This window comes from Arthrobacter sp. FW306-04-A, from assembly GCF_044358315.1.
Classification (GTDB): domain Bacteria; phylum Actinomycetota; class Actinomycetes; order Actinomycetales; family Micrococcaceae; genus Arthrobacter.
This window is the reverse complement of the sequence record NZ_CP084559.1, coordinates 1169343-1193320: the sequence shown is the minus strand read 5'-3', so window position 1 is coordinate 1193320 and position 23978 is coordinate 1169343. Positions and strand designations below refer to the sequence as shown.

21 protein-coding genes, 1 tRNA gene and 1 pseudogene are annotated in these 23978 nt (G+C 63.9%); 9 read left to right on the top strand and 14 right to left on the bottom strand.

Translation table 11 applies throughout. The annotated features are described in order from the left end of the window. Positions 1–21 precede the first annotated feature (21 nt). Positions 22–927, bottom strand: a complete 906-nt coding sequence (gene mca / locus LFT43_RS05520; protein ID WP_395801531.1) for a mycothiol conjugate amidase Mca — start codon at positions 925–927, stop codon at positions 22–24. Between the two features lie 113 nt (positions 928–1040). Between mca and LFT43_RS05515 the strand changes: the two genes are divergently transcribed. Then, a complete protein-coding gene (locus LFT43_RS05515; protein ID WP_395801530.1) occupies positions 1041–1499 on the top strand; it encodes a DUF4307 domain-containing protein in 459 nt (152 codons plus the stop codon). A 153-nt stretch (positions 1500–1652) separates the two neighbouring features. Beyond that, complete coding sequence (gene greA / locus LFT43_RS05510; RefSeq protein WP_395801529.1) at positions 1653–2147, top strand: transcription elongation factor GreA; 495 nt, start codon at positions 1653–1655, stop codon at positions 2145–2147. 127 nt (positions 2148–2274) lie between these two features. Here the strand turns inward: greA and LFT43_RS05505 are convergent. From LFT43_RS05505 to LFT43_RS05490, 4 genes and pseudogenes are all read right to left on the bottom strand, one after another. Continuing rightward, positions 2275–2871 (bottom strand): annotated as a pseudogene (locus tag LFT43_RS05505) (rhomboid family intramembrane serine protease); the annotation flags it as partial. A gap of 12 nt (positions 2872–2883) precedes the next feature. Further along, entirely contained in the window at positions 2884–4122 is a 1239-nt protein-coding gene (gene ilvA / locus LFT43_RS05500; RefSeq protein WP_395801528.1) for a threonine ammonia-lyase, read from the bottom strand. Positions 4123–4125: 3 nt separating this feature from the next. Then, positions 4126–5451, bottom strand: coding sequence for an AI-2E family transporter (locus LFT43_RS05495; protein WP_395801527.1), 1326 nt, complete (start codon positions 5449–5451; stop codon positions 4126–4128). 42 nt (positions 5452–5493) lie between these two features. Further along, the gene (locus LFT43_RS05490) at positions 5494–6444 is read right to left on the bottom strand and encodes an aldose 1-epimerase family protein (protein ID WP_395801526.1); all 951 of its coding nucleotides are present in this window, start codon (positions 6442–6444) and stop codon (positions 5494–5496) included. A gap of 103 nt (positions 6445–6547) precedes the next feature. Between LFT43_RS05490 and galT the strand changes: the two genes are divergently transcribed. Genes galT through LFT43_RS05475 form a run of 3 tightly spaced genes read left to right on the top strand, consistent with a single transcriptional unit; the run spans position 6548 to position 10139 of the window. Continuing rightward, the gene (gene galT / locus LFT43_RS05485) at positions 6548–7681 is read left to right on the top strand and encodes a galactose-1-phosphate uridylyltransferase (protein ID WP_395801525.1); all 1134 of its coding nucleotides are present in this window, start codon (positions 6548–6550) and stop codon (positions 7679–7681) included. Continuing rightward, positions 7678–8847, top strand: a complete 1170-nt coding sequence (gene galK, locus LFT43_RS05480; RefSeq protein ID WP_395801524.1) for a galactokinase — start codon at positions 7678–7680, stop codon at positions 8845–8847. Before galT ends, galK begins: the two co-directional genes overlap by 4 nt. Before the next feature lie 53 nt (positions 8848–8900). Then, positions 8901–10139: an acetyl-CoA C-acetyltransferase gene (locus LFT43_RS05475; protein ID WP_395801523.1), complete on the top strand. Its 1239-nt coding sequence runs from the start codon at positions 8901–8903 to the stop codon at positions 10137–10139. A gap of 28 nt (positions 10140–10167) precedes the next feature. On the opposite strand, the gene LFT43_RS05470 is transcribed toward LFT43_RS05475, so the two are convergent. Beyond that, the gene (locus LFT43_RS05470) at positions 10168–11055 is read right to left on the bottom strand and encodes a Bax inhibitor-1/YccA family protein (protein WP_395801522.1); all 888 of its coding nucleotides are present in this window, start codon (positions 11053–11055) and stop codon (positions 10168–10170) included. Between the two features lie 423 nt (positions 11056–11478). Between LFT43_RS05470 and LFT43_RS05465 the strand changes: the two genes are divergently transcribed. Genes LFT43_RS05465 through LFT43_RS05450 form a run of 4 tightly spaced genes read left to right on the top strand, consistent with a single transcriptional unit; the run spans position 11479 to position 15523 of the window. Beyond that, positions 11479–12753: a branched-chain amino acid ABC transporter permease gene (locus LFT43_RS05465; RefSeq protein ID WP_395802914.1), complete on the top strand. Its 1275-nt coding sequence runs from the start codon at positions 11479–11481 to the stop codon at positions 12751–12753. Positions 12754–12762: 9 nt separating this feature from the next. Beyond that, positions 12763–13731 carry a branched-chain amino acid ABC transporter permease gene (locus tag LFT43_RS05460; protein ID WP_395801521.1) on the top strand — a complete coding sequence of 323 codons (969 nt, stop codon included), beginning with the start codon at positions 12763–12765 and terminating at the stop codon, positions 13729–13731. Then, positions 13728–14741 carry an ABC transporter ATP-binding protein gene (locus tag LFT43_RS05455; protein WP_395801520.1) on the top strand — a complete coding sequence of 338 codons (1014 nt, stop codon included), beginning with the start codon at positions 13728–13730 and terminating at the stop codon, positions 14739–14741. Before LFT43_RS05460 ends, LFT43_RS05455 begins: the two co-directional genes overlap by 4 nt. Further along, positions 14738–15523, top strand: coding sequence for an ABC transporter ATP-binding protein (locus tag LFT43_RS05450; protein ID WP_395801519.1), 786 nt, complete (start codon positions 14738–14740; stop codon positions 15521–15523). Before LFT43_RS05455 ends, LFT43_RS05450 begins: the two co-directional genes overlap by 4 nt. A gap of 177 nt (positions 15524–15700) precedes the next feature. On the opposite strand, the gene LFT43_RS05445 is transcribed toward LFT43_RS05450, so the two are convergent. The 8 genes from LFT43_RS05445 to LFT43_RS05410 form a co-directional block, all read right to left on the bottom strand. Continuing rightward, positions 15701–17056 carry an ABC transporter substrate-binding protein gene (locus LFT43_RS05445; protein ID WP_395801518.1) on the bottom strand — a complete coding sequence of 452 codons (1356 nt, stop codon included), beginning with the start codon at positions 17054–17056 and terminating at the stop codon, positions 15701–15703. A 223-nt stretch (positions 17057–17279) separates the two neighbouring features. Further along, positions 17280–17353: transfer RNA gene (locus tag LFT43_RS05440), tRNA-Leu, on the bottom strand. 39 nt (positions 17354–17392) lie between these two features. Beyond that, the gene (locus tag LFT43_RS05435; protein ID WP_395801517.1) at positions 17393–18337 is read right to left on the bottom strand and encodes an N-acetyltransferase; all 945 of its coding nucleotides are present in this window, start codon (positions 18335–18337) and stop codon (positions 17393–17395) included. 135 nt (positions 18338–18472) lie between these two features. Then, positions 18473–19924: an NAD(P)/FAD-dependent oxidoreductase gene (locus tag LFT43_RS05430; RefSeq protein ID WP_395801516.1), complete on the bottom strand. Its 1452-nt coding sequence runs from the start codon at positions 19922–19924 to the stop codon at positions 18473–18475. A gap of 72 nt (positions 19925–19996) precedes the next feature. Then, positions 19997–21376 carry a S8 family serine peptidase gene (locus tag LFT43_RS05425; protein WP_395801515.1) on the bottom strand — a complete coding sequence of 460 codons (1380 nt, stop codon included), beginning with the start codon at positions 21374–21376 and terminating at the stop codon, positions 19997–19999. Further along, positions 21376–22323, bottom strand: coding sequence for an exopolyphosphatase (locus LFT43_RS05420; RefSeq protein ID WP_395801514.1), 948 nt, complete (start codon positions 22321–22323; stop codon positions 21376–21378). Before LFT43_RS05420 ends, LFT43_RS05425 begins: the two co-directional genes overlap by 1 nt. Then, complete coding sequence (locus tag LFT43_RS05415) at positions 22320–23030, bottom strand: DUF501 domain-containing protein (protein WP_395801513.1); 711 nt, start codon at positions 23028–23030, stop codon at positions 22320–22322. Before LFT43_RS05415 ends, LFT43_RS05420 begins: the two co-directional genes overlap by 4 nt. Before the next feature lie 57 nt (positions 23031–23087). Beyond that, positions 23088–23828 carry a septum formation initiator family protein gene (locus LFT43_RS05410; protein ID WP_395801512.1) on the bottom strand — a complete coding sequence of 247 codons (741 nt, stop codon included), beginning with the start codon at positions 23826–23828 and terminating at the stop codon, positions 23088–23090. Between the last annotated feature and the right edge of the window lie 150 nt (positions 23829–23978).

Below are 23978 nucleotides of genomic sequence, written 5' to 3'. Positions count from 1 at the left end.
TGATAGAAATCGCCGGCGATCTTATCTTAGCCCTGCGAACAGGTCCTTTTCCGGCAGTTCGGCCGGGATCCGGGAGTGGACCAGCGTGAAGTCTTCCCACGGCCACGCCCTGCGCTGCATCTCCGGGGACACAGCGAAAAAGAAGCCGAGCGGATCAACCTGCGTTCGGTGCGCCCGGAGGGCATCGTCACGGGCCTCGAAATAGTCCCCGCAATCCACCTGCGTGGTGGTCTGGTGCATCGGCCTCGGCGGAGTATGGCCTTCCGCGTCGGCCTCAAGCCAGGCAGCCAACCGTTCCGCGTAGGGCGATTGGAGGCCTGCCTCTTCGAGCGCAAAATGCAATGCACGGAACCGGTCAGGGCTGAAGGCGCGATCGTAATACAGCTTGCTGGGCTCCCAGCTTTCGCCGGTCCCGGGGTAGCGCGTTGGGTCTCCGGCAGCATGGAACGCTTCGACGGCAACCTTGTGGGCCATGATGTGGTCCGGATGCGGGTAGCCACCGTTTTCGTCGTAGCTCACCACGACGTGCGGCTTGAAATCACGGACCAAGCGGACCAGGGGCGCCGCCGCGCGCTCAAGGGGCTGACGCGCGAAGCAACCCTCAGGCAGGGGCGGCAACGGATCGCCGTCGGGCAGTCCGGAATCCACGAAACCCAACCAACGCTGTTTGATTCCGAGAACGGCGGCCGCTTCCTCCATTTCCAGGCGGCGCGCGCCCGCCATGTCCCGCTTTGGATGTGGAGCCGATTCCATGGCCGGATTCTGGATGTCGCCCCGCGAGCCGTCAGTGCACGTGGCCACCATGACCTCGACGCCGGAAGCCGCGTACATCGCCATGGTTGCCGCGCCCTTGCTTGATTCGTCGTCCGGATGCGCGTGGACGGCGAGCAGCCGGAGCTGCGTGTCGGGGCTGCTGGATGTGCTCATCCGGTACGGTTCCTCTTTCCGGGTAATGCTCTTCTGGTTTGCTGATGGCTGGTTGCTGCCCAGGCGTTTCCGCTGTGTGCAACGAGTTGCCGGAAGCCCACTAAACTAGGTGGGTGACTTCGGAGGACCCATCGGGCACGGCGCTGCCGGCAACTAACAGCCTAGCCAATCGCTACGGCAGCCAAAAGCGCGCCTTCGGCGGGAAAACCAGACGCAACATCGTGATCGCCGCTCTCGTCCTTGGAATCGGGTTCCTGGCTTGGGTCACCACGTCTTCCTCGCAATCGTCTGTGTCATATAAGGATCTCGGCTATAGCTCCACGGACGCCACCCAGTCCGAGGTCGATTTCCAGGTCACCAAGAACCCTGGTGCCGCGGCAAAGTGCGCCGTCAAGGCCATGGACTCCAAGTTCGCGGTGGTCGGCTGGAAAGTCGTCCAGATTGGTCCGAATGCCCCGAAGGACGGCGCCGACGGCGGCCAGACGACTGTCCACAGGACTATCCTGCACACCGAGTCCGGGGCCGTGTCCGCCGTCGTGGACAACTGCTGGATTGTCGACAACAGCAAATAACAAACGTGTGACCCGCGACTCAGCGAGCTTGGGTTTGTCCACAGGATTGACTACACTGGATCAATACCTTAACCCCGCTGAGTTGGTTGCTGAGTTCCACGAGTGGCCTGCACCGGCGGGGTCTTTGCTTGTCAGATCCATAAGGAGAAGTCCGTGTCGACCACCAACAGCGCGCCTGCAGCTTGGCTTACCCAGGACGCATTTGACCGCTTGAAGGCAGAGCTGGACCAACTTTCCGGCCCTGGCCGTGCGGAGATCGTACAGAAGATCGAAGCCGCCCGTCAGGAAGGCGACCTCAAGGAAAACGGCGGCTACCACGCCGCGAAGGAAGAGCAGGGCAAGATCGAGGCCCGTATCCGCCAGCTGACCGCGCTCCTGCGCGATGCCCAGGTTGGCGAAGCTCCGGCCGACGACGGAATCGTCGAGCCCGGCATGCTCGTCGTCGCACGCATTGCCGGTGACGAAGAGACCTTCCTGCTCGGATCCCGCGAAATCGCCGGCGATTCCGATCTCAACGTCTTCAGCGAGAAGTCTCCGCTGGGCGTGGCGATCATGGGCCACAAAGAAGGCGACAAGATCAGCTACGTCGCCCCCAACGGCAAGGAAATCCCCGTGGAGATTGTTTCCGCCAAGCCGTACGCTGGCTGATAGTCCGCAAAACAACGACGCCGGCCCTCCCCTTCGCGGAGAGGGCCGGCGTTTTGCTTTTGTTTTCCCGAGTAATCCCCACCGCCACCCTCGCCTCGCAAGTCCCCACCGCCAGGGAACCCTGGCGGCGCGGGCGCAGGAGCACCGCGGCCGCCACTCCCCCGATGGCCCCGCCGAGGTGCGCTTGCCACGAGACCAACCCCATCACGGTGGGCAGCACACCGAACAAGATGCTGCCGTAGGCCAGGAACAGCACCGCCGAGAGCAGGATCTGCCACCAGCTGCGGTTGAAGAAGCCCCGCACCAGCAGGAATGCAAAGAGTCCGAAGACCAGGCCCGAGGCGCCCACAGTCACGCCTCCCCCGCCGATCAGCCACACCGCAAGGCCTGAACCCAGCCAGCTGAACGCCAATGCCGTCAGGAACACCCGGAGACCGGAGAGGAACACCAGGAAACCGAAGATGACCAGCGGCAACGCATTGGACAGGAGATGTCCGAAATTGGCGTGGAGCAGCGGGAACGTCAGGATGTCGAAAACGCCGTCCAGGCTCCGGGAGCGCAGCCCGAACACAGTGTTGAGGCTATGCAACATCAAGGTGTTGACCAACTCGATCACCGCCAACAGCACCACGAAGCCACCCATGAACAGCAACCCACCCCGGGCTCGGGTAGCCAGGGACTCCCTTGCCGGTGACCGCCCGTCTCCGTTGGTGTAGAGCGCCATATCAGCTGCCCGTCAGTGCACCACGATCGGGTGGAAGCCTTCGGCGCGAAGGGCTGCCAGCACCTGCTCGCTGTGTTCGTGGCCCTTGGTTTCCAGGTTGACGGTGATGGAGACGTCGCCCATGCTGATCGCGCCGCCCACCCGGGTGTGGTCCAGGCCGGTCACATTGGCATCATTTTCGGCGATGATACGGGCAATCGTGGCCAAGGAACCCGGCCGGTCATCCAGCATCATTCGGACGGTCATGTAGCGTCCGGCCGCTGAGAGGCCGCGCTGGATCACTTTGAGCATCAACATGGGGTCGATGTTGCCACCGGAGAGGATGACGGCAGTGGTTCCCGGGTTTTCGATCTTGCCATCCATGAGCGCGGCGACGCCCACCGCACCGGCAGGCTCAACCACCATCTTGGCCCGCTCCAGCAGGAAGATGAGTGCGCGCGCCAAGGAGTCCTCGCTGACGGTTACGACGTCGTCTACGAGTTCGCGGATGATGCTGAAGGGCAGCTGGCCAGGACGTCCGACGGCGATTCCGTCCGCCATGGTGGAAACCTTCTTGAGCGGCACCAAGGCATCGGCGGCCAGCGACGGCGGGTAGGCGGCGGCATTCTCAGCCTGAACGCCGATGATCCGGATCTCCCGTCCCAATTCCTTGGCCCTCGCTTTGATCGCGACGGCGACACCGGCCAGCAGGCCGCCACCGCCCACGCCCATAACGACAGTGTCGACATTGGGAACCTGGTCCAGGATTTCGAGCCCAACGGTGCCTTGGCCAGCCACGACGTCGACGTTGTCGAAGGGGTGGACGAAGACGGCACCCGTCTCATTAGCGTAGCGCTGCGCTTCGGCGAGGGCCTCGTCCACATTGTGTCCGTGGAGGATCACTTCGGCCCCGTGGCTGCGGGTCGCCGCGAGCTTCGGAAGCGCGACGCCGAGCGGCATGTAGATGCGTGCTTTGATTCCCAGGCTTTTCGCCGCCACGGCAACGCCTTGGGCGTGGTTGCCCGCCGAAGCCGCGACGACACCGCGCTTCTTTTCCTCGGGAGACAGGCGTGCCATCCGGACGTAGGCTCCACGGACCTTGAAGGAACCGGCCCGTTGGAGGTTCTCGCATTTGAAGAAGACCTCGCCGCCTACCATCGCTCCCAGAGCCCGTGAGGACTCGATAGGGGTCTTGGTAATAATGCCCTCGAGCAGCTCCCGCGCCTTAAGGACATCGTCCAGCGTGACGGGCAGTGTATCGAGGGTATTCACGGGTTATTCTCCTTTGTTGGTGTGGTCTGCGGCATCCTTGGGAGATGTCCGTTCCGCAGCCGCGTTCTGACTGGCGGCACCTTTGCCGCTGTTGGACCGCGCGCCGGTCATGGCGGCGGGAAGGTGGATTTCCTTGATGGTGGGATCCCCATCGGAGTCCCGTGTTACGGCCCCCGCGCCAGCGTACGCCGTCGTCAGTCCTTCATCATGTTCCCACGTCCGGGTGGCAATATAGCGAATCGCCGTATTTGCTACGGCGAGGAGCGGAACGGCAAAGAGCGCTCCCGGGATTCCAGCAAGGTAGGAACCGGCGGCAACGGACAGGATCACGGCAACGGGGTGTAGCGATACAGCCTTGCCCATGACAAGCGGCTGCAGGATGTGGCTCTCAAGCTGCTGCACCAAAAGCACGATGCCCAGCATTATAAGGGCGTTGACCGGGCCGTTGGCCACCAAGGCCAGGAGCACCGCGATGGCTCCCGTCACGAGGGCGCCCACCACTGGGATGAATGAACCGATGAACACCAGGACAGCCAAGGGCAAGGCTAAGGGAACCTGGATGATTGCGGCGCCGACTCCGATGCCCACCGCGTCCACGAACGCCACGAACATCTGGATGCGCACATAACTGACCATGGACGACCAACCGCGCCGGCCCGCGCCGTCGGCGGCTGCGCGCGCGGTCCGGGGCAGGAGTCCCACCATGAACCGCCAGATCCTGGATCCTTCCAGGAGGAAGAAGATGAGGATGAAGAGGGCAAGGACCATGCCGGCGGCAAAATGCCCGGCGGTGCTGCCGAACGAGAGGGCCCCGCTGAGGATGCTGCTGCTGTTGTTCTGCAAGGCCGAGGTGGCGTCCTGGATGTATTTGTCGATCTGGTCCGCGGTCAGGTGCAGCGGCCCTTCGGCGAGCCAGGTCTGGATTTGCTGGATGCCGGCGAGCGCTTCCTGCCACAGCTCGCCGAATCCCGCAGCGAGCTGCCTGCCTACCAATGCCAGTGCTCCCGCAATGACTCCGAGGAACCCCACCACGGTGATGGCGACAGCCACTCCTTGCGGCATCTTGAGCTTCCTGAGCCACCCCGTGACGGGGTAGAGCAAGCCCGCAAGAAGGGAGGCGACCATGAGCGGGATGATCAGGAAGCTGACCTTCCCCAACAACCAGATGAGGGCTCCCGCGACCAACATGATCAGTCCCACCCGCCATGCCCAAGCGGCGGCAATCCGGACCCCGTAGGGGATGTCCTGCCCAATGCGGTGCTCCGATAGCGGTCCGGGCCCGGCGGTAACGGGGGCTATTCCGGGCGTGGCGTCCTGTGCTGGCGTCATGCCCCCAATAATTCCCCAGGGCGTGCCGGATAGGAAACCCGGCTACAGCGCGCCCACAATCCCCCACTTCATGGTGAAGGCCTCCCCCGGTTCAAGCCAACGGAGGCCCTCGCCGGAGTTGAAGGCGTTCGCGGGACCGGTCATGGGTTCGATCGCAACGGCTTTCGAACGGCCAGGAAAAGTGTCAGTGACGAAAACATGGACATAGGCGCAGTTTTCGTCCTGCTCCAAGCTGACGCTCCGCCCATCGGGCGCTGACAGCGTGTGGCGGGCAACGCCGCCGTCGAACTCCAGATCCTTGAACGCCACATCGATATCGAGGCTGCCCACGCTCCGGCCGCCGCCAAGATCAAAATCACCGTCGACCGCCACCGAGCTACGCGGGATCAGCCGCTGGTCGGCCACGAGCCTCGTGCCCGCGTGAACTGTCAGCACCATCTCTTCAGGCCGAACGTCTCCAACGCGCAGATAGGGGTGCGCTCCCAGCACAAACGGTGCCGGGGCCGCTGAATCATTGATGAGCGTCTGGGATACGCGCAGCGCGAGCTCAGCATCAATCCCGTACTTGACCTGATGGCGGGCCAGGAACGGGTAGCCGTGCTGTGGGAAGATCACGGCTTCGAGGGTCACGGAGAATTCGTCTTCTTCGACGAGGGCGTAGGACGAGTTGCGCAAGAGCCCGTGGCTGGCGTTGTTGCGGGACACCTCGGTGATGTCCAGCTGCTGCTTCTTCCCATCGAGGTACCAGACCCCGTCCTCCACCCGGTTGGCCCACGGCGCCAAGGTGATTCCAGTGGCGCCAGGCGGGAGTTGATCGTCACCGTAGCTTTCCGTGAGCTGGACACCGGCGCGGCTGAACAGGCGCAAGCCGGCAGCGAGCTCGGTGACGACGGCGAGAGCGTCGCCACGGCGGATTTCGAATTGGCGGCCGCTGGCAAATCGCCGGGATACGGTCTCTTCGCGCGGCGCGGAATACGGTGTTGTGGGAGGCATGGCACCACCGTACTGCATCCCGGGTGACACTCGACCCCGTTGCTTAATGTTCAATTTTGTTAGATATTTTGCCTTTTTGAGCACCTTGTGCCACCATAAATCCATGACTCGCCTTACCAGCACACGCCTCGCCGATGGTCGGGAGCTGATCTATTTCGACGACGCCGGCTCACCGGAGCGCGAACCCGGATCGCTGAAAGATCACCGGGACCTCCCTCCTCGCGCCGAACCAGGCGAGTTGCGTTATGACGCGCTGAGCGGCGAATGGGTCGCTGTCGCGGCGCACCGCCAAAGCCGCACGCATTTGCCGCCCGCGGACCAATGCCCGATCTGCCCCACCACCCCCGCGAACCCTTCGGAAATCCCCGCACCGGACTACGACGTCGTGGTTTTCGAGAACCGTTTCCCCTCGCTGGGCCCGGCCGTCGGCACGATCCCCGGCGCACCCTCTTGGGGAACATCGGGCGCCGCCTATGGCCGCTGCGAAGTTGTCTCGTTCACCCCCCGCCACACTGGATCCTTCGCTGAGCTTGGTGAAACGAGGGCACGTACCGTGATCGAGGCCTGGGCACACCGGACCGAGGCCCTCAGCGCCCTCCCGGGAATTCAGCAGGTATTTCCCTTCGAGAATCGCGGTGCCGACATCGGGGTGACTCTCCACCATCCGCACGGTCAGATCTACGCCTATCCTTACGTCACGCCGCGGGCGGCAAGCCTCGGCGCCGCCGCGGTCCGGCATTTCGACGACGCCAAAGGCCGGGAATCGCTGACGTCCTCGATCCTCAAGGCCGAAAGGCAGGATGGCAGCCGCATGGTGCTCGAGGCCGAGCACTTCAGTGCCTACGTACCGTTCGCCGCGCGCTGGCCCCTGGAAGTGCACCTCGTCCCGCATCGGCAAGTTCCCGACCTCGCCGCCTTGAGTGGCGAAGAACGCGACGAGCTGGCCCACGTCTACCTTGAGTTGCTCAAGCGCATGGACGCTCTGTATCCAACGCCTACGCCGTACATTTCGGCGTGGCACCAGGCGCCCCTGGATGCCGCCCTGCACCGGTCCGGCCACCTGCATCTGCAGCTCACCTCCCCGCGCCGTGCCGCCGACAAACTCAAGTACCTTGCCGGTTCCGAGGCCGCCATGGGAGCCTTCATCAACGACACCACGCCCGAGTCCGTGGCGGAACGGCTGCGCGCCGTCGCCAGCGATTCCCCGCAAGCTGTACCGGAAGGGGCCACAGCATGACCTCAACTCCCGCCGCCCCCGCGCTGGGCACCCTGCTCGGACGTTTCGAGTCGACTTTCGGTTCAGCGCCCGACGGCGTGTGGCAGGCACCGGGACGCGTGAACCTCATCGGGGAGCACACCGACTACAACGAGGGCTTCGTGCTGCCTTTCGCGATCGACAAGACCGCGAAGGTTGCGGTCCGGATCCGCGATGATTCACGCATCCGGCTGCTGTCCACTTTCGGCGAGCAGGGCCTGGTCGAAGCGGACATCACTACGCTTGCCCCTGGATCCGCCAAGGGCTGGGCGAAGTATCCTCTCGGTGTGGCCTGGGCCCTGCAACAGCGCGGGATCCATATCCCGGGTTTCGATCTGCTCATGGATTCCGATGTCCCCCTTGGCGCGGGACTGTCCTCCTCACACGCCATCGAATGCGCCGTCATCTCGGCGCTCAACGATCTCACCGGAGCGGGACTCGGCGCCGAAGACATGGTGCTCGCCACGCAGAAGGCTGAAAACGACTTCGTCGGCGCCCCGACCGGAATCATGGACCAGTCGGCCTCGCTTCGCGGATCCTCGGGCCACGCCGTCTTCCTGGACTGCCGCGACCAAAGCGTGCAGTTGGTCCCCTTCGACGCCCTGGAAGCCGGCCTCGTCCTGTTGGTTATCGACACCAAGGTCTCCCATTCGCACGCGGATGGCGGCTATGCATCCCGCCGGGCCTCCTGCGAACTGGGCGCCCAAGTGCTCGGAGTCACAGCCCTTCGCGACGTCGGAATCGGCGATTTGGAGGAAGCCAGCGGGCTCCTGGACAGCACGACTTTCCGTCGGGTGAGGCACATAGTCACCGAGAATGACCGGGTGCTGCAGACCGTGGAGCGCCTCACCACGGACGGTCCAGCCCACATCGGCCTGCTCTTGGACGCAAGCCACGTGTCCATGCGCGACGACTTCGAGATCTCGTGCCCGGAACTCGATCTTGCGGTGGAAACGTCCCGCGCCCACGGCGCCATCGGCGCCCGCATGACTGGAGGCGGATTCGGCGGCTCAGCCATCGCCCTCACCCCGGCGGGCCATGAGCAGGAGGTGCGCGACGCCGTCGTACGCGCCTTCGCGGCGGCCGGTTTCACGACGCCGGACATCTTCACCGTGACCCCGGCTGCGGGGGCGGCCCGCCTGGCCTGACTCCCGGGTATCCGCCCGCATTCGGCTCGGGGGCCCCGGCGTAAGCTGGGGACATGACTGAGGCCGTCATTGTTTCCACTGCCAGAAGCCCCATTGGAAGGGCGTTCAAAGGGTCCCTGAAAGACGAACGTCCGGATGACCTGGCGGCGGCGATGGTGACTGCTGCGCTGGCAAGAATTCCGGCTTTCGATCCGGGAGCTCTCGATGGCCGAGGCCTTGACGACCTTTACCTTGGCTGCGCCGAGCCCAGCGGTGAGGCCGGTTCGAACATGGCACGCGTGGTGACCGTCCTGGCCGGTCTGGACACCGTCCCCGCGGCCACGATCAACCGCTTTTGCGCCTCGAGCCTACAGACTCTCCGGATGGCCTTCCACGCCATCAGCTCCGGTGAGGGCCACGCCTTTGTCTCGGCGGGGGTCGAGTCCGTGTCCCGCTACCAGAACTGGGTCGGTGCCGGGGAGACGGACACTAGCCTCCATAACCCCCTGTTTGAAGGGGCGCGTGCCCGCACCGCCGCCCGGGCCGCGTCCAACACCCCGTGGACGGATCCCCGCATGGGTGGACGGATGCCGGACGTCTACATCGCCATGGGACAGACCGCGGAAAACGTCGCCACAAGCCACGGAATCAGCCGGGAGGAACAGGATCGGTGGGCGGTGCTGAGCCAGAACCGTGCAGAGGCGGCCATAGCCTCCGGCTTCTATGCCCGTGAGATCACGCCGTACACCCGCAAAGACGGCACCGTGGTGGACCGCGACGATTCGCCCCGCGCCGGCGTCACCTTCGAGGCGGTCAGCGCGTTGGAGCCGGTCTTCCGCAAGGAGGGAACAGTAACGGCCGGCAACGCATGCCCGCTTAACGATGGCGCTGCCGCCGTCGTAGTCATGAGCGATTTCAGGGCCCGGGAGCTTGGCCTCGAACCGCTGGCACGCATTGTCTCGACCGGGGTCAGTGCCCTCTCCCCGGAACTCATGGGCATGGGACCGGTGGAGTCCTCACGCCGGGCCCTGGCCTTGGCGGGACTGAGCATGGCAGACATTGACCTCGTGGAGCTCAACGAAGCCTTCGCCGTCCAGGTCGTGGCGAGCGCACGCGAACTCGGCATCGATCCGGAGAAGCTCAACGTTCATGGCGGCGCGATTGCCCTCGGCCACCCTTTCGGCATGACGGGTGCCCGAATGACCACCACCTTGCTCAATGGCCTCCGCGAACGGGATGGCTCCTTGGGACTGGCAACCCTTTGCGTCGGTGGCGGGCAGGGCATGGCGGTGGTCTTCGAGCGGCTGTCCTAGGCCTCCGGCTGTCCTAAGCCTCCGAGAGTTAGTCGTCCCCGCGCAGGATCGCGAGTAGGCGGATGATCTCCACGTAAAGCCAGACGAGGGTGACGGTCAAGCCAAAGGCGGCCGTCCAGGAGTACCTCTGGGGAGCACCCTGCTGGACACCCTGCTCGATGCTCGTGAAGTCCATGACCAGCGAGAAAGCCGCCAGGCCAATCGCCAGGACCCCGATGAAGACGCCCAGCGGAATGCCGAAGATGTGCACGCTGGTGCTCAAGCCGAATGGCGAGTGGACGACGCCGGTCCACACCATGACCATGTTGATCACGGCGAAGACGAGGTAGCCGAGAGTGGCAACCATGAAGAAGCGCACCGCTTTGGGGGTGGCCCGCACCTTGCCGCTCTTGAAGAGAGCCAGCGTCACCCCGAACACGGCGAGCGTGCCGATGACGGCTTGCAGTCCGACTCCCGGGTACAAACCATCCAGGAGGCGCGTCAGGCCGCCGAGGAACAAGCCCTCAAGACCGGCGTAAGTGAGGATCAGTGCCGGAGACGGCTGCTTCTTGAAGGTGTTGACCATGGCCAGCACGAAGCCGCCCAACGCACCGACCACCATGAGGAGATTGGCCGTGCCAGGGGCCACGAACAAAGTGATGGCTGCGCCAAGCAACAGCACGGCGAGGCAGGCGGCAGTCTTGACGATGACGTCGTCGAAAGTCATGCGGCCGGTCTCGGCCGGACCGGCTGAAGGCTGGTTGTACATCTGCTGCAGCTGATCGCTGCTCATCTGCGGCTGTGCTGCCCAAGCGGGCTGGCCATACTGGTTCTGGCCGTACGGGGTCTGGCCCTGAGAATAGCTGGGAACAGGCGGTGCCTGCGTAGCTCCACGGAAATTCTTTCCGTTGAAGACCGGGTTGCCTCCGAGTGCCATGGTGGATGTCCTTCTTGGTAAGGGGGCGAAGTGATAGTTCACGCTACCAATTCCCACGCCTGGCCGGCAGCGAAAGTTCCACAAGTTCACAGACTCTTTAGATGCACCCGGGATCAACAAAGGTTTACATTAGCTGGACTAACCAAATAGTTGCCTTCAGCTTCACAGTTGTTATCTGATCGCGACGTCCCTCGCGCTCCAGGGGGCATTCTTAAGGCCGAGTGAGCGGTAGCATAAGCGGACATGGGTGACCAATATCACAAAGGCGGTGTCAATGCAGTGAGATGCTGCCGCGGAGCCCATGACCGTTCGCACCGGCCGCAATGGCGCAGCCGGGACCACCCCCAATGTGGAAGGTTTTCCATCTTGAGAAGCACATCCAGAGACCGGTCCAAGAGACCGTCCATGGGACTGCAGAAAGCCATGGGGGCGCTATTCGCCGTCCTCTTGGCGGCACTGCTCGCAGCCCCGGCGGCACAGGCAGACACCCCATCGCCGTCACCCGCCCCGGAACAATTCCAGAACAGCATCAGCGGCTTCCTGCGTGACGATGCCCGCGCCCCCATCCCCGGTGTCAAGATCACTGCAACCGGCAACGGCTTCGAGGGATCCGCGACATCAGGTGCCAACGGAGCATGGAGCATCGGAGTCCCCGTGCAAGGGGCCTACGAGGTCAAGCTGGACACCTCCACCTTGCCCAACGGCATCAAACTTGCCGAAGGCCAGGAGAATCCCCGCAAGGTCACCTTCAGTCAGACCTCCAACCTCTCGGTGATCTTCGCCTTTGGCAAGGGCATCGTGGTCACGCAGCAGGACTTCGGCCAGAACCTGCTCAACCGCCTGGTTGCCGGCCTGAGCTTCGGGCTGCTGCTCGCGCTCGCCGCCGTCGGCCTGTCCTTGATCTTCGGCACCACCGGCCTGACGAACTTTGCACATGGCGAGATGGTCACGCTCGGAGCCGTGTTGGTCTTTACCTTCAACGCGATGAACCTTCCGTTCTGGCTGGCTATCGTCCTCGCGTTGCTCGGCGGTGGACTCTTCGGCTACGTTCAAGACGCCGGACTCTGGCGCCCGCTGCGGCGCCGCGGAACCAGCCTGGTGCCCATGATGATCGTTAGCATCGGTCTGGCCCTGGCGATCCGCTACGTCATCCAATTCTTTTTCGGCGGCGCCACGCAGCAGCTCCCCTACGCCCAGAGTTCGGAAATCCAGATTGGGCCAGTATCCATCTCGCCCAACAACCTTTGGTCCCTGGTCATCAGTGCCGTGGTCATTGCCTTGATCGGCATCGTCCTGCTTAAGACAAGGCTCGGCAAGGCAACGCGCGCAGTGGCGGACAACCCGGCCCTGGCCGCAGCCTCCGGCATCGACGTCGACTCCGTCATTCGCATCGTGTGGATCGTCGGCGGCATGTTGGCATCCCTCGGTGGCATCCTCTGGGCCTACTACCGGCCAGGCGTCACTTTCGACATGGGTTCGCAAATCCTGCTGCTCATCTTCGCCGGCGTGACCCTCGGCGGTCTTGGAACCGTCTTCGGCGCACTGATCGGTTCGATCGTCGTCGGAATCTTCGTAGAGCTGACTACCGTGTTCGGCCTCGCAGCCGACCTCAAATACGTCGGTGCCTTGTTCATCATGATTGTTGTCCTCTTGTTCCGACCGCAGGGTATCCTCGGCCGGCGTGAGCGTGTGGGTTAGGAAACGGCCATGGACTTTGGATTTATTTTCTCCAGCGCCGCGGGCGAATTGATCAGCCCGACGACGGCGGCTTACGCCCTTGCCGCGCTCGGCCTCGCCGTGCACTTCGGCTACTCGGGCCTACTGAACTTCGGCCAGGCAGGATTCATGGCGGTCGGCGCGTACGGCTTCGCCATATCGACCCTGACCTTCAAGGTTCCGTTCTTTGTCGGTTTGCTCATCGCGGTCATCTGTTCGGTGGCATTTGCGTTCATCCTGGGTATTCCCACACTGCGGCTTCGCGCGGACTACCTCGCCATCGTGACTATCGCCTCCGCCGAAATCCTGCGGTACATCGTCACCACCAACCAGCTGACCGGCTTCACGGGTTCGGCAAACGGCCTGGCGGCCTTCGAAGGCGATTTCTTTGTGATGAATCCGTTCCCGCCCGGTACATACCTGGGCATGAACAACCGTGACTTCTTCATCAGGTTTGTCGGCTGGGGCCTGGTCGTCATCTGTTGCATCTTGGTGTGGCTCCTGATGCGCAGCCCTTGGGGGCGCGTCCTGAAGGGAATCCGTGAGGACGAGAACGCCGTCCGTTCGCTCGGAAAAAACGTCTACTCCTACAAGATGCAGGCCCTGATGATCGGTGGCGTGCTTGGCGCCCTGTCAGGCATGATCTTCACCCTTCCACGAGGCGCCGTCCAGCCGTCCAACTACGGTACCGAGTTGACCTTCTTCCTGTGGACCTGCCTGCTCTTGGGCGGCATGGCCACGGTCCTCGGGCCCGTGATCGGCGCCATGATCTTCTGGGTGGTCTTGTCCCTGACCCAGAGCATCCTGTATGGCCTGATCGAGTCCGGAGCGGTGACATGGCTCACTACGGTCCAGGCCGGTCAGCTGCGCTACATCCTGGTGGGCGTGGCCCTCATGCTCCTGATGATCTTCCGCCCGCAGGGCGTCTTCGGCAACAAGAAGGAGCTCGCATTCGCATGACTGAGCCTCGCGACGATTCGCATGATGTGAAAACAGAAGAAGTCAACTACATGACCGATTCCCGGCCGATCGCCATAGGCGAGAACCTGCCGGGCTGCAAGAAGAGGGACCCGATCGTGGTGGCGGAAAACGTCACCCGCAGCTTTGGCGGCATCAACGCCGTCGACGTTGAGTACCTCGAGATCCCGCGGCACAAGATCACGGCTCTCATCGGCCCCAACGGCGCCGGCAAGACCACCTTGTTCAACCTGCTGACGGGTTTTGACACGCCCAATTCCGGCGAGTGGAAATTCGAAGGAAGCAACATCGCCGGAGTGTCCTCGTACAAGGTGGCCCGCATGGGGATGGTCCGCACGTTCCAGCTGACAAAAGTCATGGGCAAGCTCACCGTCATGGAAAACATGCGGCTCGGGGCCGCAGACCAGCCGGGCGAGCGCCTCTCGAAAGCCCTCTTCAAAGGCATCTGGGGCGGCCGGGAAAAGGAGATCACTGCGCAGGCAAATGTCCTGCTGGAGAAGTTCAAGCTGGACGCCAAGAAGGACGATTACGCAGCATCCCTCTCCGGTGGCCAGCGCAAGCTCCTGGAGATGGCCCGCTCGCTCATGGTACGGCCGAAGCTCGTCATGCTCGACGAGCCAATGGCAGGCGTCAACCCGGCGCTGACCCAGTCCCTTCTTGACCACATCAAGAACCTGAAGGCAGAAGGCATGACCGTGCTCTTCGTGGAGCACGACATGAACATGGTCCGGCACATCGCCGACTGGGTGGTGGTCATGGCCGAAGGGCGGATCGTCGCCGAAGGCCCACCAGGGGAAGTCATGAAGAACCCGGCCGTGATCGATGCCTACCTGGGCGCCCACCACGATGTCGATCTCGGCGACGCCGAGGGCATCAGGGAACTCGAAGCCGAACTCGAGGCAGACGAGGAATCGATCGTGGGCACGGAAAATGCAGGCATGATCGCCCCCGAAGTCGTCGTCGCCCGATTGAAAGAGGAGGATGGCAGATGAGTGCACCCAGTGCAATGCCGGCAGCCGGCAGCACACCGGCCGACGAGGCCGTGGTGAGCGTCACCAACCTGGTGGCCGGGTACCTGCCCGGCGTCAACATCCTCAACGGTTGCAGCATCGAAGCCCGCAAGGGTGAACTGATCGGCATCATCGGGCCCAACGGTGCAGGTAAGTCCACGCTCCTGAAGGCGATGTTCGGGCTCGTGAAGGTCCATTCCGGCTCGGTGGTGGTCCGCGGGCAGGACCTCACCGGGCTGAAAGCCAACAAGCTGGTGACTCAGGGCGTGGGTTTCGTCCCGCAGAACAACAACGTGTTTGCCACGCTGACCATCGAAGAGAACCTCCAGATGGGCATGTTCCAGAAGCCCAAGGCTTTTGCCGAGCGCTTCGATTTCGTGACCGAGCTCTTCCCGGAGCTGGGCAAGCGTCGCGCCCAGCGTGCGGGCTCTCTCTCCGGCGGTGAACGCCAGATGGTGGCCATGGGACGCGCCCTCATGATGGATCCGGCCGTCCTGTTGCTCGACGAACCGTCCGCAGGCCTCTCCCCCGTCAAACAGGATGAGACCTTCCTGCGCGTCCACGAGATCAACCGGGCAGGTGTCTCGGTGATCATGGTGGAACAGAACGCACGCCGCTGCCTGCAGATCTGCGATCGCGGCTACGTCCTGGACCAGGGCAAGGACGCGTACACCGGCACAGGCAGGGAGCTCATGAAGGATCCCAAAGTCATCCAGCTTTACCTCGGCACCTTGGCCGATACCGTGGAGGGCGAAGGACACTAAGCTCAAAGCCCGGCACCGCGGTGCCGGGCTTTTTGCTGCCCACATTGGCGGGCTTCCCGGCAGACCACATGAGCGGGCTCTGCGGCAGCGAAGGGGCAAAGCAAAGGACCCCCGGAGGTTCTCCGGGGGTCCTGCCTACTTCGCTTCGTTATGGTTCAGTCTGGTCCAGCCTCCGGCCTAGAGCTTGCCGAATTCTTCGCGGACCGGCTTGTAGGTGTTGTCGTCCTGGTACTTGTAGATACCGATGTAAGCCTCGGTCGGGTCGCCGTTGGCAGCAAAGGTCACGGGACCGGACTTGCCGTCGTAGTCGATGTCCTTGCCCTGGCGAAGCAACGTCACGCAGCTTGGGAAGTCATAGCACTTCACGCCGTCCTTAGAGACGTCCTGGAGGTGCTTGGCAATGTCCACACCCTTCGTGCTCTTCGCTTCTTCCGTTGCCAGGGCGATCAGGTTGACAGCGTCCCAGGATTCACCGGCGTAGCTGTAGTCCTTCAGGCTCGGGTCGATGGCAAGAAGCTGCTTCTTGAAGTCATCCTTCGCGAAAGTACCGGGGATGGTGCCCTGGGCTCCGGTCATCGTGCCTGGCTTGAAGTCCTTGCTGTAGTCGGAGGTGTTGCCGTCGACCATGAACAACTGCGTTGGCTTGACGCCCTTGCCTGTCAGCAGCGGCACGATGCTCTTGGCTTGGTCGAAGGAAATCAGGGCAATCGCGTCCGGCTTGGCTGCAATCACCTTGTCCACCTGGCTGCTGAACTGGGAGTCGCCCTCATTGAAGAGTTCCTCCGCAACAACCTTTCCACCGGCTGCTTCGAACGCTGACTTCACGTTCTTCTGCAGGCCTGTGCCATAGGCGTCGTTCAGGACGATCATGCCCAGGGTCTGGGCACCACAGGATGCCATGTAGTTTCCGAGGACCTTGCCCTGCAGGACGTCAGATGGGGCGGTGCGCCAGTAGAGGCCCTTGTCGTCCCAGGTACTGAAGTCCGGCGAGGTGTTTGCCGGGGAGAACTGGATGACACCGGCGCCCGTGATCTGGTTGATCACGGTCTTGGAAACGCCCGAAGACGCTGCACCGACGATAGCGCTGACTCCCTGTCCGAGGAGGGCCGTGGTCGATTGGGTAGCGATATCCGTCTTCGTGTCACCGGAATCACGGTGGATCACCTCGACCGGGTGGCCGAGGACCCCGCCTGCGTCATTGATCTGCTTGATGGCAAGGTTCACGCCCGCGATTTCGGGCGGGCCGAGGAAGGCCAGCGAGCCGGTTGTAGGCAGAAGCGAACCGATCTTCAAAGGCGCGGCGGAAGTGGTGGTCGAGGGAGGCACGGGACCGGTAGTTGTTGCGGTCTGGCTTGCGCCAGCGCCTGCTCCCGCGCTGGGTGCGGGACAAGAGACGCCTGCAGGCGCGGCGGAACTGCTTCCAGTGGAGCTTGGGGTGGATGATCCACCACAGGCCGTGGCTAGAAGAGCGACGCCGATGCCAAGCGCGGTGAGCTTGGCCGCACGGGGCGCCGCTTGGGAAAGATCAAACATGGATTGTCTCCTCGATCGAGAGGTGCGATCTGCCATTGATGCGATTGATCAGGTGTTCCTGAATAAGACTCAAACTAATGCAATTGGACCGGGAACATAAGTGATTCAGGTCACAGCCCTATAACACTCGTTGCATGGGGGAAATCTTATGGTCAGCTGGGAGTATCCCCGGACGTCTGCGTCGAGTCCACGGCCATCGGCGACGTAGCAAGGAATGCAAGTGTGCCCCAGCCGGGACTCGAACCCGGACTGAGCGGATTTTAAGTCCGCTGCCTCTGCCGATTGGGCTACTGGGGCGCCCGGATAATGGTAACCCAGCCCGCGGCCGGGCACGCGTCAAAGGCCAGAAGTCGGGCGCCCTTGGAGCGCTTCGAACGGCGCGGCATAGCGAAAGGTGCCGCTGACGCCGTCGGGCCATGCTTTAAGAGGCAACAGCTGGAAATGGTCTCCCCACGCGGGATCGGGCGCCGTCACGCCCAGTTGGCTGGCCGGAAGATATCCGAAGCCCGGATAGAAATCAGTGCTACCCAACAAGGCGATTCCCGGTTCGCCCGCGTCCTCGGCCCGTCGGGCGGTCTCCCTCAAGAGCGCAGATCCGATGCCGCGCCGCTGCAGGTGCGGCTGGACGCTGATGGGGCCGAGTCCCAAAAGTTCGAGATTTCCGAGCCGGGCGCGGGTGCTGATGATGTGCCCCACGATCTCCCCGCCGATCTCGGCCACGATGCTGAACTCCGGAAGATACTCGTCGCAGTCGAACAGTTCGCGCAACAACTTCACTTCCGCCGGTATTCCTTCGACCGGCAGGCCGGTGACCGGGCTGATCGAGAACGCGCTGGCTGTCAGGTCCAGCACTCCCTCGCGGTCGGCTGGCTTCTCCGTCCTTAGCACCAGCCCCTGGGCCAGCCGCTGCAGCACCCCCATGGCGTGCCCGCGTTCGGCGGAAGGAACCAGCAGGTGGTCGTGGTGGAACCCGGCCAGGACGTTGCAGCTGATACCGGCTGCGGTCAGCGCGGAACTGACGGCCGCTGTCAAGCCCACCGCTTCCAGCGCGGAGTGAATCTGAAGGGTGATCCACGCAGCCTCGAAATCGTAGGACAGTCCGAGACGCTCGGCTTCCTCGCGGCGCAGTACCACGGTGAGGCCCTCTGCTTCGCGGACAGCGGCTTCGATGTTGCCCTCGAGCGGTTTGCCATGCGGCCACAACGCGTACACATAGTCGCCGTGGCGAACCACGGGGTGCATGGATGTCAGAAGGGTTGTCAGATCACTTTCGCCCGCCATGCAGACAAGTCTAGGACGCTGCGTCGCAGTCAGAACCGACCCGCCGTCGCAGACCGGACGGGTCTGGAGTTAACGACGACGGCGGCCGCCTCCGGGTGGGAGACGGCCGCCGTCGTCAGGACTGCTTCGGTATCGCTACTTGGCGTCAGCCGTAACCGGGGCCTTGGCCTCGGCGGGCTCAGCAGCCGGAGCCGGAGCCGGTGCAGCAGCCGGCTTGGGAGCCGGGGTCGCTGCGGACACGAAGGCACCGCGCGGGTTGTCGAGGTCCATCAGCTGGGTGGTGTCGCGGCCCATGATCATGCCCAGGAGCCAGTTGAAGATCACACGGACCTTGCGCTCACCGGTGGGGATGGCCAAGCCGTGGTAGCCACGGTGGGCCAGCCAGGCGAGGCCGCCCTTGAGGCCGATCCGGCCCAGGAGGTTGATGTTGGCAACGCCCTTCCATTCGCCGAAGCCAGCTACCGCACCGAGGTTCTTGTGCTTGTAATCGCCCATGGGCTTGTCCCAACGGGAGGCCCAGAGGTTCTTGGCAAGGCGCTTGGCCTGGCGGAGTGCGTGCTGGGCGTTCGGAACGCAGGTACCGTCCGGCAGGCCACTGCCAGTGAGGTCCGGGACGGCGGCGATGTCGCCAGCGGCCCAGGCGTTGTCGATGATGCCTTCGTCGCCCGCGATGCGGAGGTCCGGCAGAACACGGACTCGTCCGCGGGGCTCCAGCGGGAAGTCGGTGGAACGGATCATCGGGTTGGCCTGCACGCCTGCCGTCCACACGAGGGTGTCGGCTTCGAATTCCTGGGCGGGGGTCTTGTCCGGCAGGTTGATGAGCTTCAGGCTACCCTCGGCGCTGTCAAGGGAGGTGTTGAGCAGGACTTCGATGCCGCGGCTGCGCAGGTGTTCAACTACCCATTCGGCCTGGGCGGCAGTGACCTCGGGCATGATGCGGCCCATGGCTTCGACGAGAACGAAGCGGATTTCTTCCTGGCGGATGCGGGAGTTGTTCTTGACGGCGGCGCGGGCGAGGTCTTCCATCTCGGTGATGCACTCGATACCGGCGAAGCCGCCACCCACAACCACGAAGGTCAGGGCCTTGGCACGCTCAGCAGGGTCCGTCATGGTGGAGGCGACCTCAATGCGCTCGAGGACCTTGTTGCGCAGGGCTACCGCTTCTTCGATGGTCTTCAGGCCGATGCCTTCATCGGCGAGGCCCTTGATCGGGAAGGTGCGGGTGATGGCGCCGGCGGCAACCACGACGTCGAAGTAAGGAATCTCGAAAGGCTCGCCACCGTCAGCCGGGGCAACAACTGCGGTGCGGTTCTGATGGTCGATGCTGGTGACGCGGCCCTGGATGAGTTCCGTCTGCTTGAGGTGCTGGCGGTGCGAGACGACGGCGTGACGTGCCTCGATGTTGCCGCCGGCCACCTCGGGAAGGAAGGGCTGGTAGGTCATGTAGGGAAGCGGATCAACGACGGTAACGATTCCGCCGGCATTCGCGATCTTCTTCTGCAGCTTCAGTGCTACGTACAGGCCGACGTATCCGCCGCCGACAACGAGAACACGGGGACGGTCAATGAGCTCAGGGGTGGTTGCCATAGGAATAGAGTACAGCACCTTGTGAAAATCTTCACTAACTATTTCCCGACGCCGCCACACCGGCGCCGCGGGCTATTTCGGGGTACTCGGATCCACGACGTCTGCAACGCCAGTGGCTGGTTCTTGGGGCAGTTCCGGAGAGCTCCGGTAGGCGCGCCTCAATTGGACCGAGGCGCCCGCGACGATGGCCACGAAGAGCAATCCAAAGCCAATGACCACCGCGGCCGGAACGGCCGTGTCCGCCTGGGAGGGCGCCTTCGCCACGGGAACCGTGGGATCCGCCAAGGTGGCTGCGGGGCTGCTGGGCTTGGACGTCGGCTCAGGGGTAGGGCTACTGAGGTCCCCGCGCCGATGGACCCGGATCCAGTCCACGATGGAACCCACGGGATTGCTCTTTGCCTCGGGCACATCGGCTTTCAATGCCGCTTCGGCGTTGAGGATGCCGTAGCCGTAAATGGGGTCCTTGCCAGGCGCTCCGGCGTCCTCCGCCGTGGACACAATCCTGTTGATAACCTGTTTGGCGCTCATATCCGGCCATTTCGAACGGATCAGGGCCGCGACACCGGAGACAAGGGGTGCGGAGCCGGAGGTTCCGGCCCAGTCTTCATAGCTCCCCCCGGGCAGGCCACCCACCAGCTTTTCCGCGGGCGCCGAGACGCCGATGCTGATCCCCTGTGAAGAAGCATCGACGCTGGCCGAGCGGTTGCGGTCAAGGCCTGCCACGGTCAATACGCCCGGAATGGTGGCAGGCGCACCCACCTGGACGTTCCCGGCAATCCGGTTGCCGGCCGCGGCCACGATCACCACGTCCTTCTGTTCGGCATAGAGGAACGCCGCATCCCAACTCTGGGGCCAGTCCGGCGAGGTGCTCCCGAGGGAAATGTTGATGACTTTGGCGCCGTTGTCCACTGCCCATCGCACAGCCTGCGGAATCTGCTCCTGGTCCGTCTTTCCGGCAGGGTTCGGCGAACCGAGCCAAGCGGAGACAGACAGGATCTCGGCCTCGGGAGCGACGCCGACGATTCCGTCCGGGCCAACGGATCCTGAGGGGGGCGGGGACGACGGAGACGCCGAAGGGCTGGCTGGAGCATGTCCACGGCCAGCCAGGAGCGTAGCGACGAGGGTCCCGTGCTCGGGTTTGGCGCCGATGCTCTTCTGCCCGTTCGGATCGCCCGAACCGGAAGCGTCAGTTCCGCCGACCACGGCACCCTTGAGATCGGGGTGTTGTCCGTCTACCCCGCTGTCTATGATGGCGACTTTCACGCCCGCGCCCTTGGATACCTGCCAAGCGGCGGAGATGCCGTATTCGTTGAGCCAGTATTCCTTGTCCCGCCAGGAGTCGGCGAATGCCGCAGGCGCAGCCAGCAGGGCCCCTGCCAGGCTTCCCCCGGCCAACATGGCGGCCAGCGCGGCCGATGCGGTTCGGCGGCGCCAATGGCGTGGCAACGTCATCAGCGAATACTCAGCGCGATGCCGTCGAGGATGTCGTGCTCGCTGGAGGTGGCCACGCTGATGGATCCATCCCCTAGCTCAGCCAGGCGCTGGAGTATGCGGCGCCACACGAGGGCTCCGGCTCCGATGACATCGACGCGTCCAGGGTGCATGTAGGGCAGCCGGGCGCGCTCTTCGCGGCTCATTTCGAGCAGGCTCGTGGCGGCGTCGCTGATGGTTCCCAGATCCAGGCTGGCGCCGTGGATCTGTGCGGGATCGTACTCACTCAGGCCCAGGGCATGGGCCGTGATGGTGGTGATGGAACCCGCAACGCCCACGACGGCGGTGGCCCGGCCCAGCGGGACCGTGCGGCCGGCGAGGTCAATGGCTGCGTCGACGTCGGCTTCCGCGGCGGCGATCTGCTCCGGCGTCGGGGGGTCGTTGCGGAGGTGCCGTTCGGTCAGCCGCACGCAGCCGACATCAACGGATTTGGCGGCGATGACGCCGTCGGAATCTCCAAGGACGAACTCGGTGCTTCCGCCCCCGAGGTCCACGACGAGCAGCGGATCCTTTCCGCGCGAAGGAAGCACGCTGCTTGCCCCGGCGAAGGACAGGGCGGCTTCTTCATCGCCTGAGATGACCTCGGGTTCGACCCCCAGCAGGTCCCGGATCCCATCAACGAAGACGTCCCGGTTGCGCGCGTCGCGGCTTGCGGACGTCGCCACGAAGCGGACACTCCCGGCACCGTGACGGCGGATCAGTTCGGCGTAATCGCCCGTTGCCGCAAAGGTGCGTTCGAGCGCCTCCGGGGCAAGTTCGCCGGTGGCGTCCACTCCTTGGCCGAGGCGAACCACGCGCATCTCACGGACAATGTCGCGCAGCGGAGACCCCGTATTGGCACCGCTGGCGTCCGCGATGAGGAGGCGAATCGAATTAGTGCCACAATCGATGGCGGCTACGCGGCTCATGCGTCGTGCTCCCCTGCAAACGGTTCGCCGGAAAATGCATCGGCGGTCTTGAACTTGCGGACAGGCGCCGGACGACCCACGATGTCCGGAAGCCCCTGCGGGCCGTGGCGGCTGAGGTCCTTGGACGGGGCCTCCCCCTCGCTGTCCCAAGCGCCGTCGCAGTAGCAGCGGTCCGCGGTCCACCATTCGCTGATCGCTTCAATGGCCTCGTCGCCGAGCGGATTGACTCCGGGCCCGGCCGCCAGGGAGTGGCCAACCAAGACGTGGAGGCATTTGACGCGCGTGGGCATTCCGCCGGCCGAGACCCCCGCGATCTCCGGGACAGGTCCCGTCCCGGCACGTCCGGCGATTTCGTCACGCGCGTGAAGATAGGCCTCGTGGGCGCTCCGGTAGGCCGTTGCCAAGGGTTCGTCTGCCGTGAGCCGTTCATTCATTTCATTCATGAGCCCGCCCGCTTCCAGTCGCGACACTGCGGCGGTAATGACGGGGTGGGTCAGGTAGAACGTCGTGGGAAACGGTGTGCCATTGCTCAAACGCGGAGCAGTTGCCGCAACCAACGGGTTGCCGCACACGCAGCGCGCGGGGATTTCGACGACGTCGCGGACGGGCCTTCCGAGCTGGCGGCTGAGGATTTCCAGATCGTGAGCTGATGGCTTGCGGGACTCCTGCGATGCAGGTGCCGAGTTGTCTTCCACTGGCGCTGCCATCCTTCCTGCCCTGTTTTGGCCGCGCCTATCAGGGCACGACGGCGGCGGGCACCGCGTCTAGTCTGTTGCCGAGCGTCTGATGGATTCCCACAGCCCATCCACCCACGGCAGATTGGCGGGGCTTCCGGAAGCTCCTGAGCCGGTGCGTCCGCCCGGTGTGCCGGCGGGAACTCCGCCGCCAAACACCCAGTAGCCTGCTTCACCCGGCATAACCATGTTAATGCGGTCGCGGGCCTGTTGTTTCACGTAGTTGGGGTCCTGCCAGCGGGTGATCTGCTTCTTGAGGCCTGCTTGCTCGGCCTGCTTGCTCGCGATGTCGGCCTCCAAAGCGGAGATTTCCGCTTTTTTCTCCAGGAAAATCTTCACCGTGGGCGCGAGCATGATGGTGATCGCGACCATCACCACGGCGAGTGCAAGCATGCGCCCTGAGAAGGCCTTTGCGGGCACGGGGCCGGTCGCCTTGTCCTTGCCGGGGTGGGCGGAGTCCGCACCTGATCCCTTGGTGGACGCCTTGCTGGCGACCGAGGCGTTTCCCGCCCGGCCTGGCGCCGGACGTCCCGATTTCGGCGCAGCAGAAGCAGCCCTTAAGGCAGACTGGGGTTTGCTTTGGGCGCTGCCTTCGGGTCTGGCGGTGGACGACGTCTTGGATCCGGCGTGAGCCGGAGCCTCCTGCTGTGCAAGCGTTGCCTTACGGGACTCGCCGAAGTCGGCACGGATGACATGGCCGCTGTCGGTGTTCTTTTGGGGCGACCGCCCCAGTGCGTCGGCTCGGGGGACCTTGGGACGGCGGGTGGCCATGACACTCCTGTAATGCCTGGTGCTTGCCTGGCGGGTTGCTGCGCTTTGTGTGCCTCATGGAGCCTGCGGTCCTGCCGAAGTGCTCTCACATTTCGTTAAACAGAACCGGCGGCTACGGTCTTTCCACCATAGCCACCGGTCAGCTGTTTC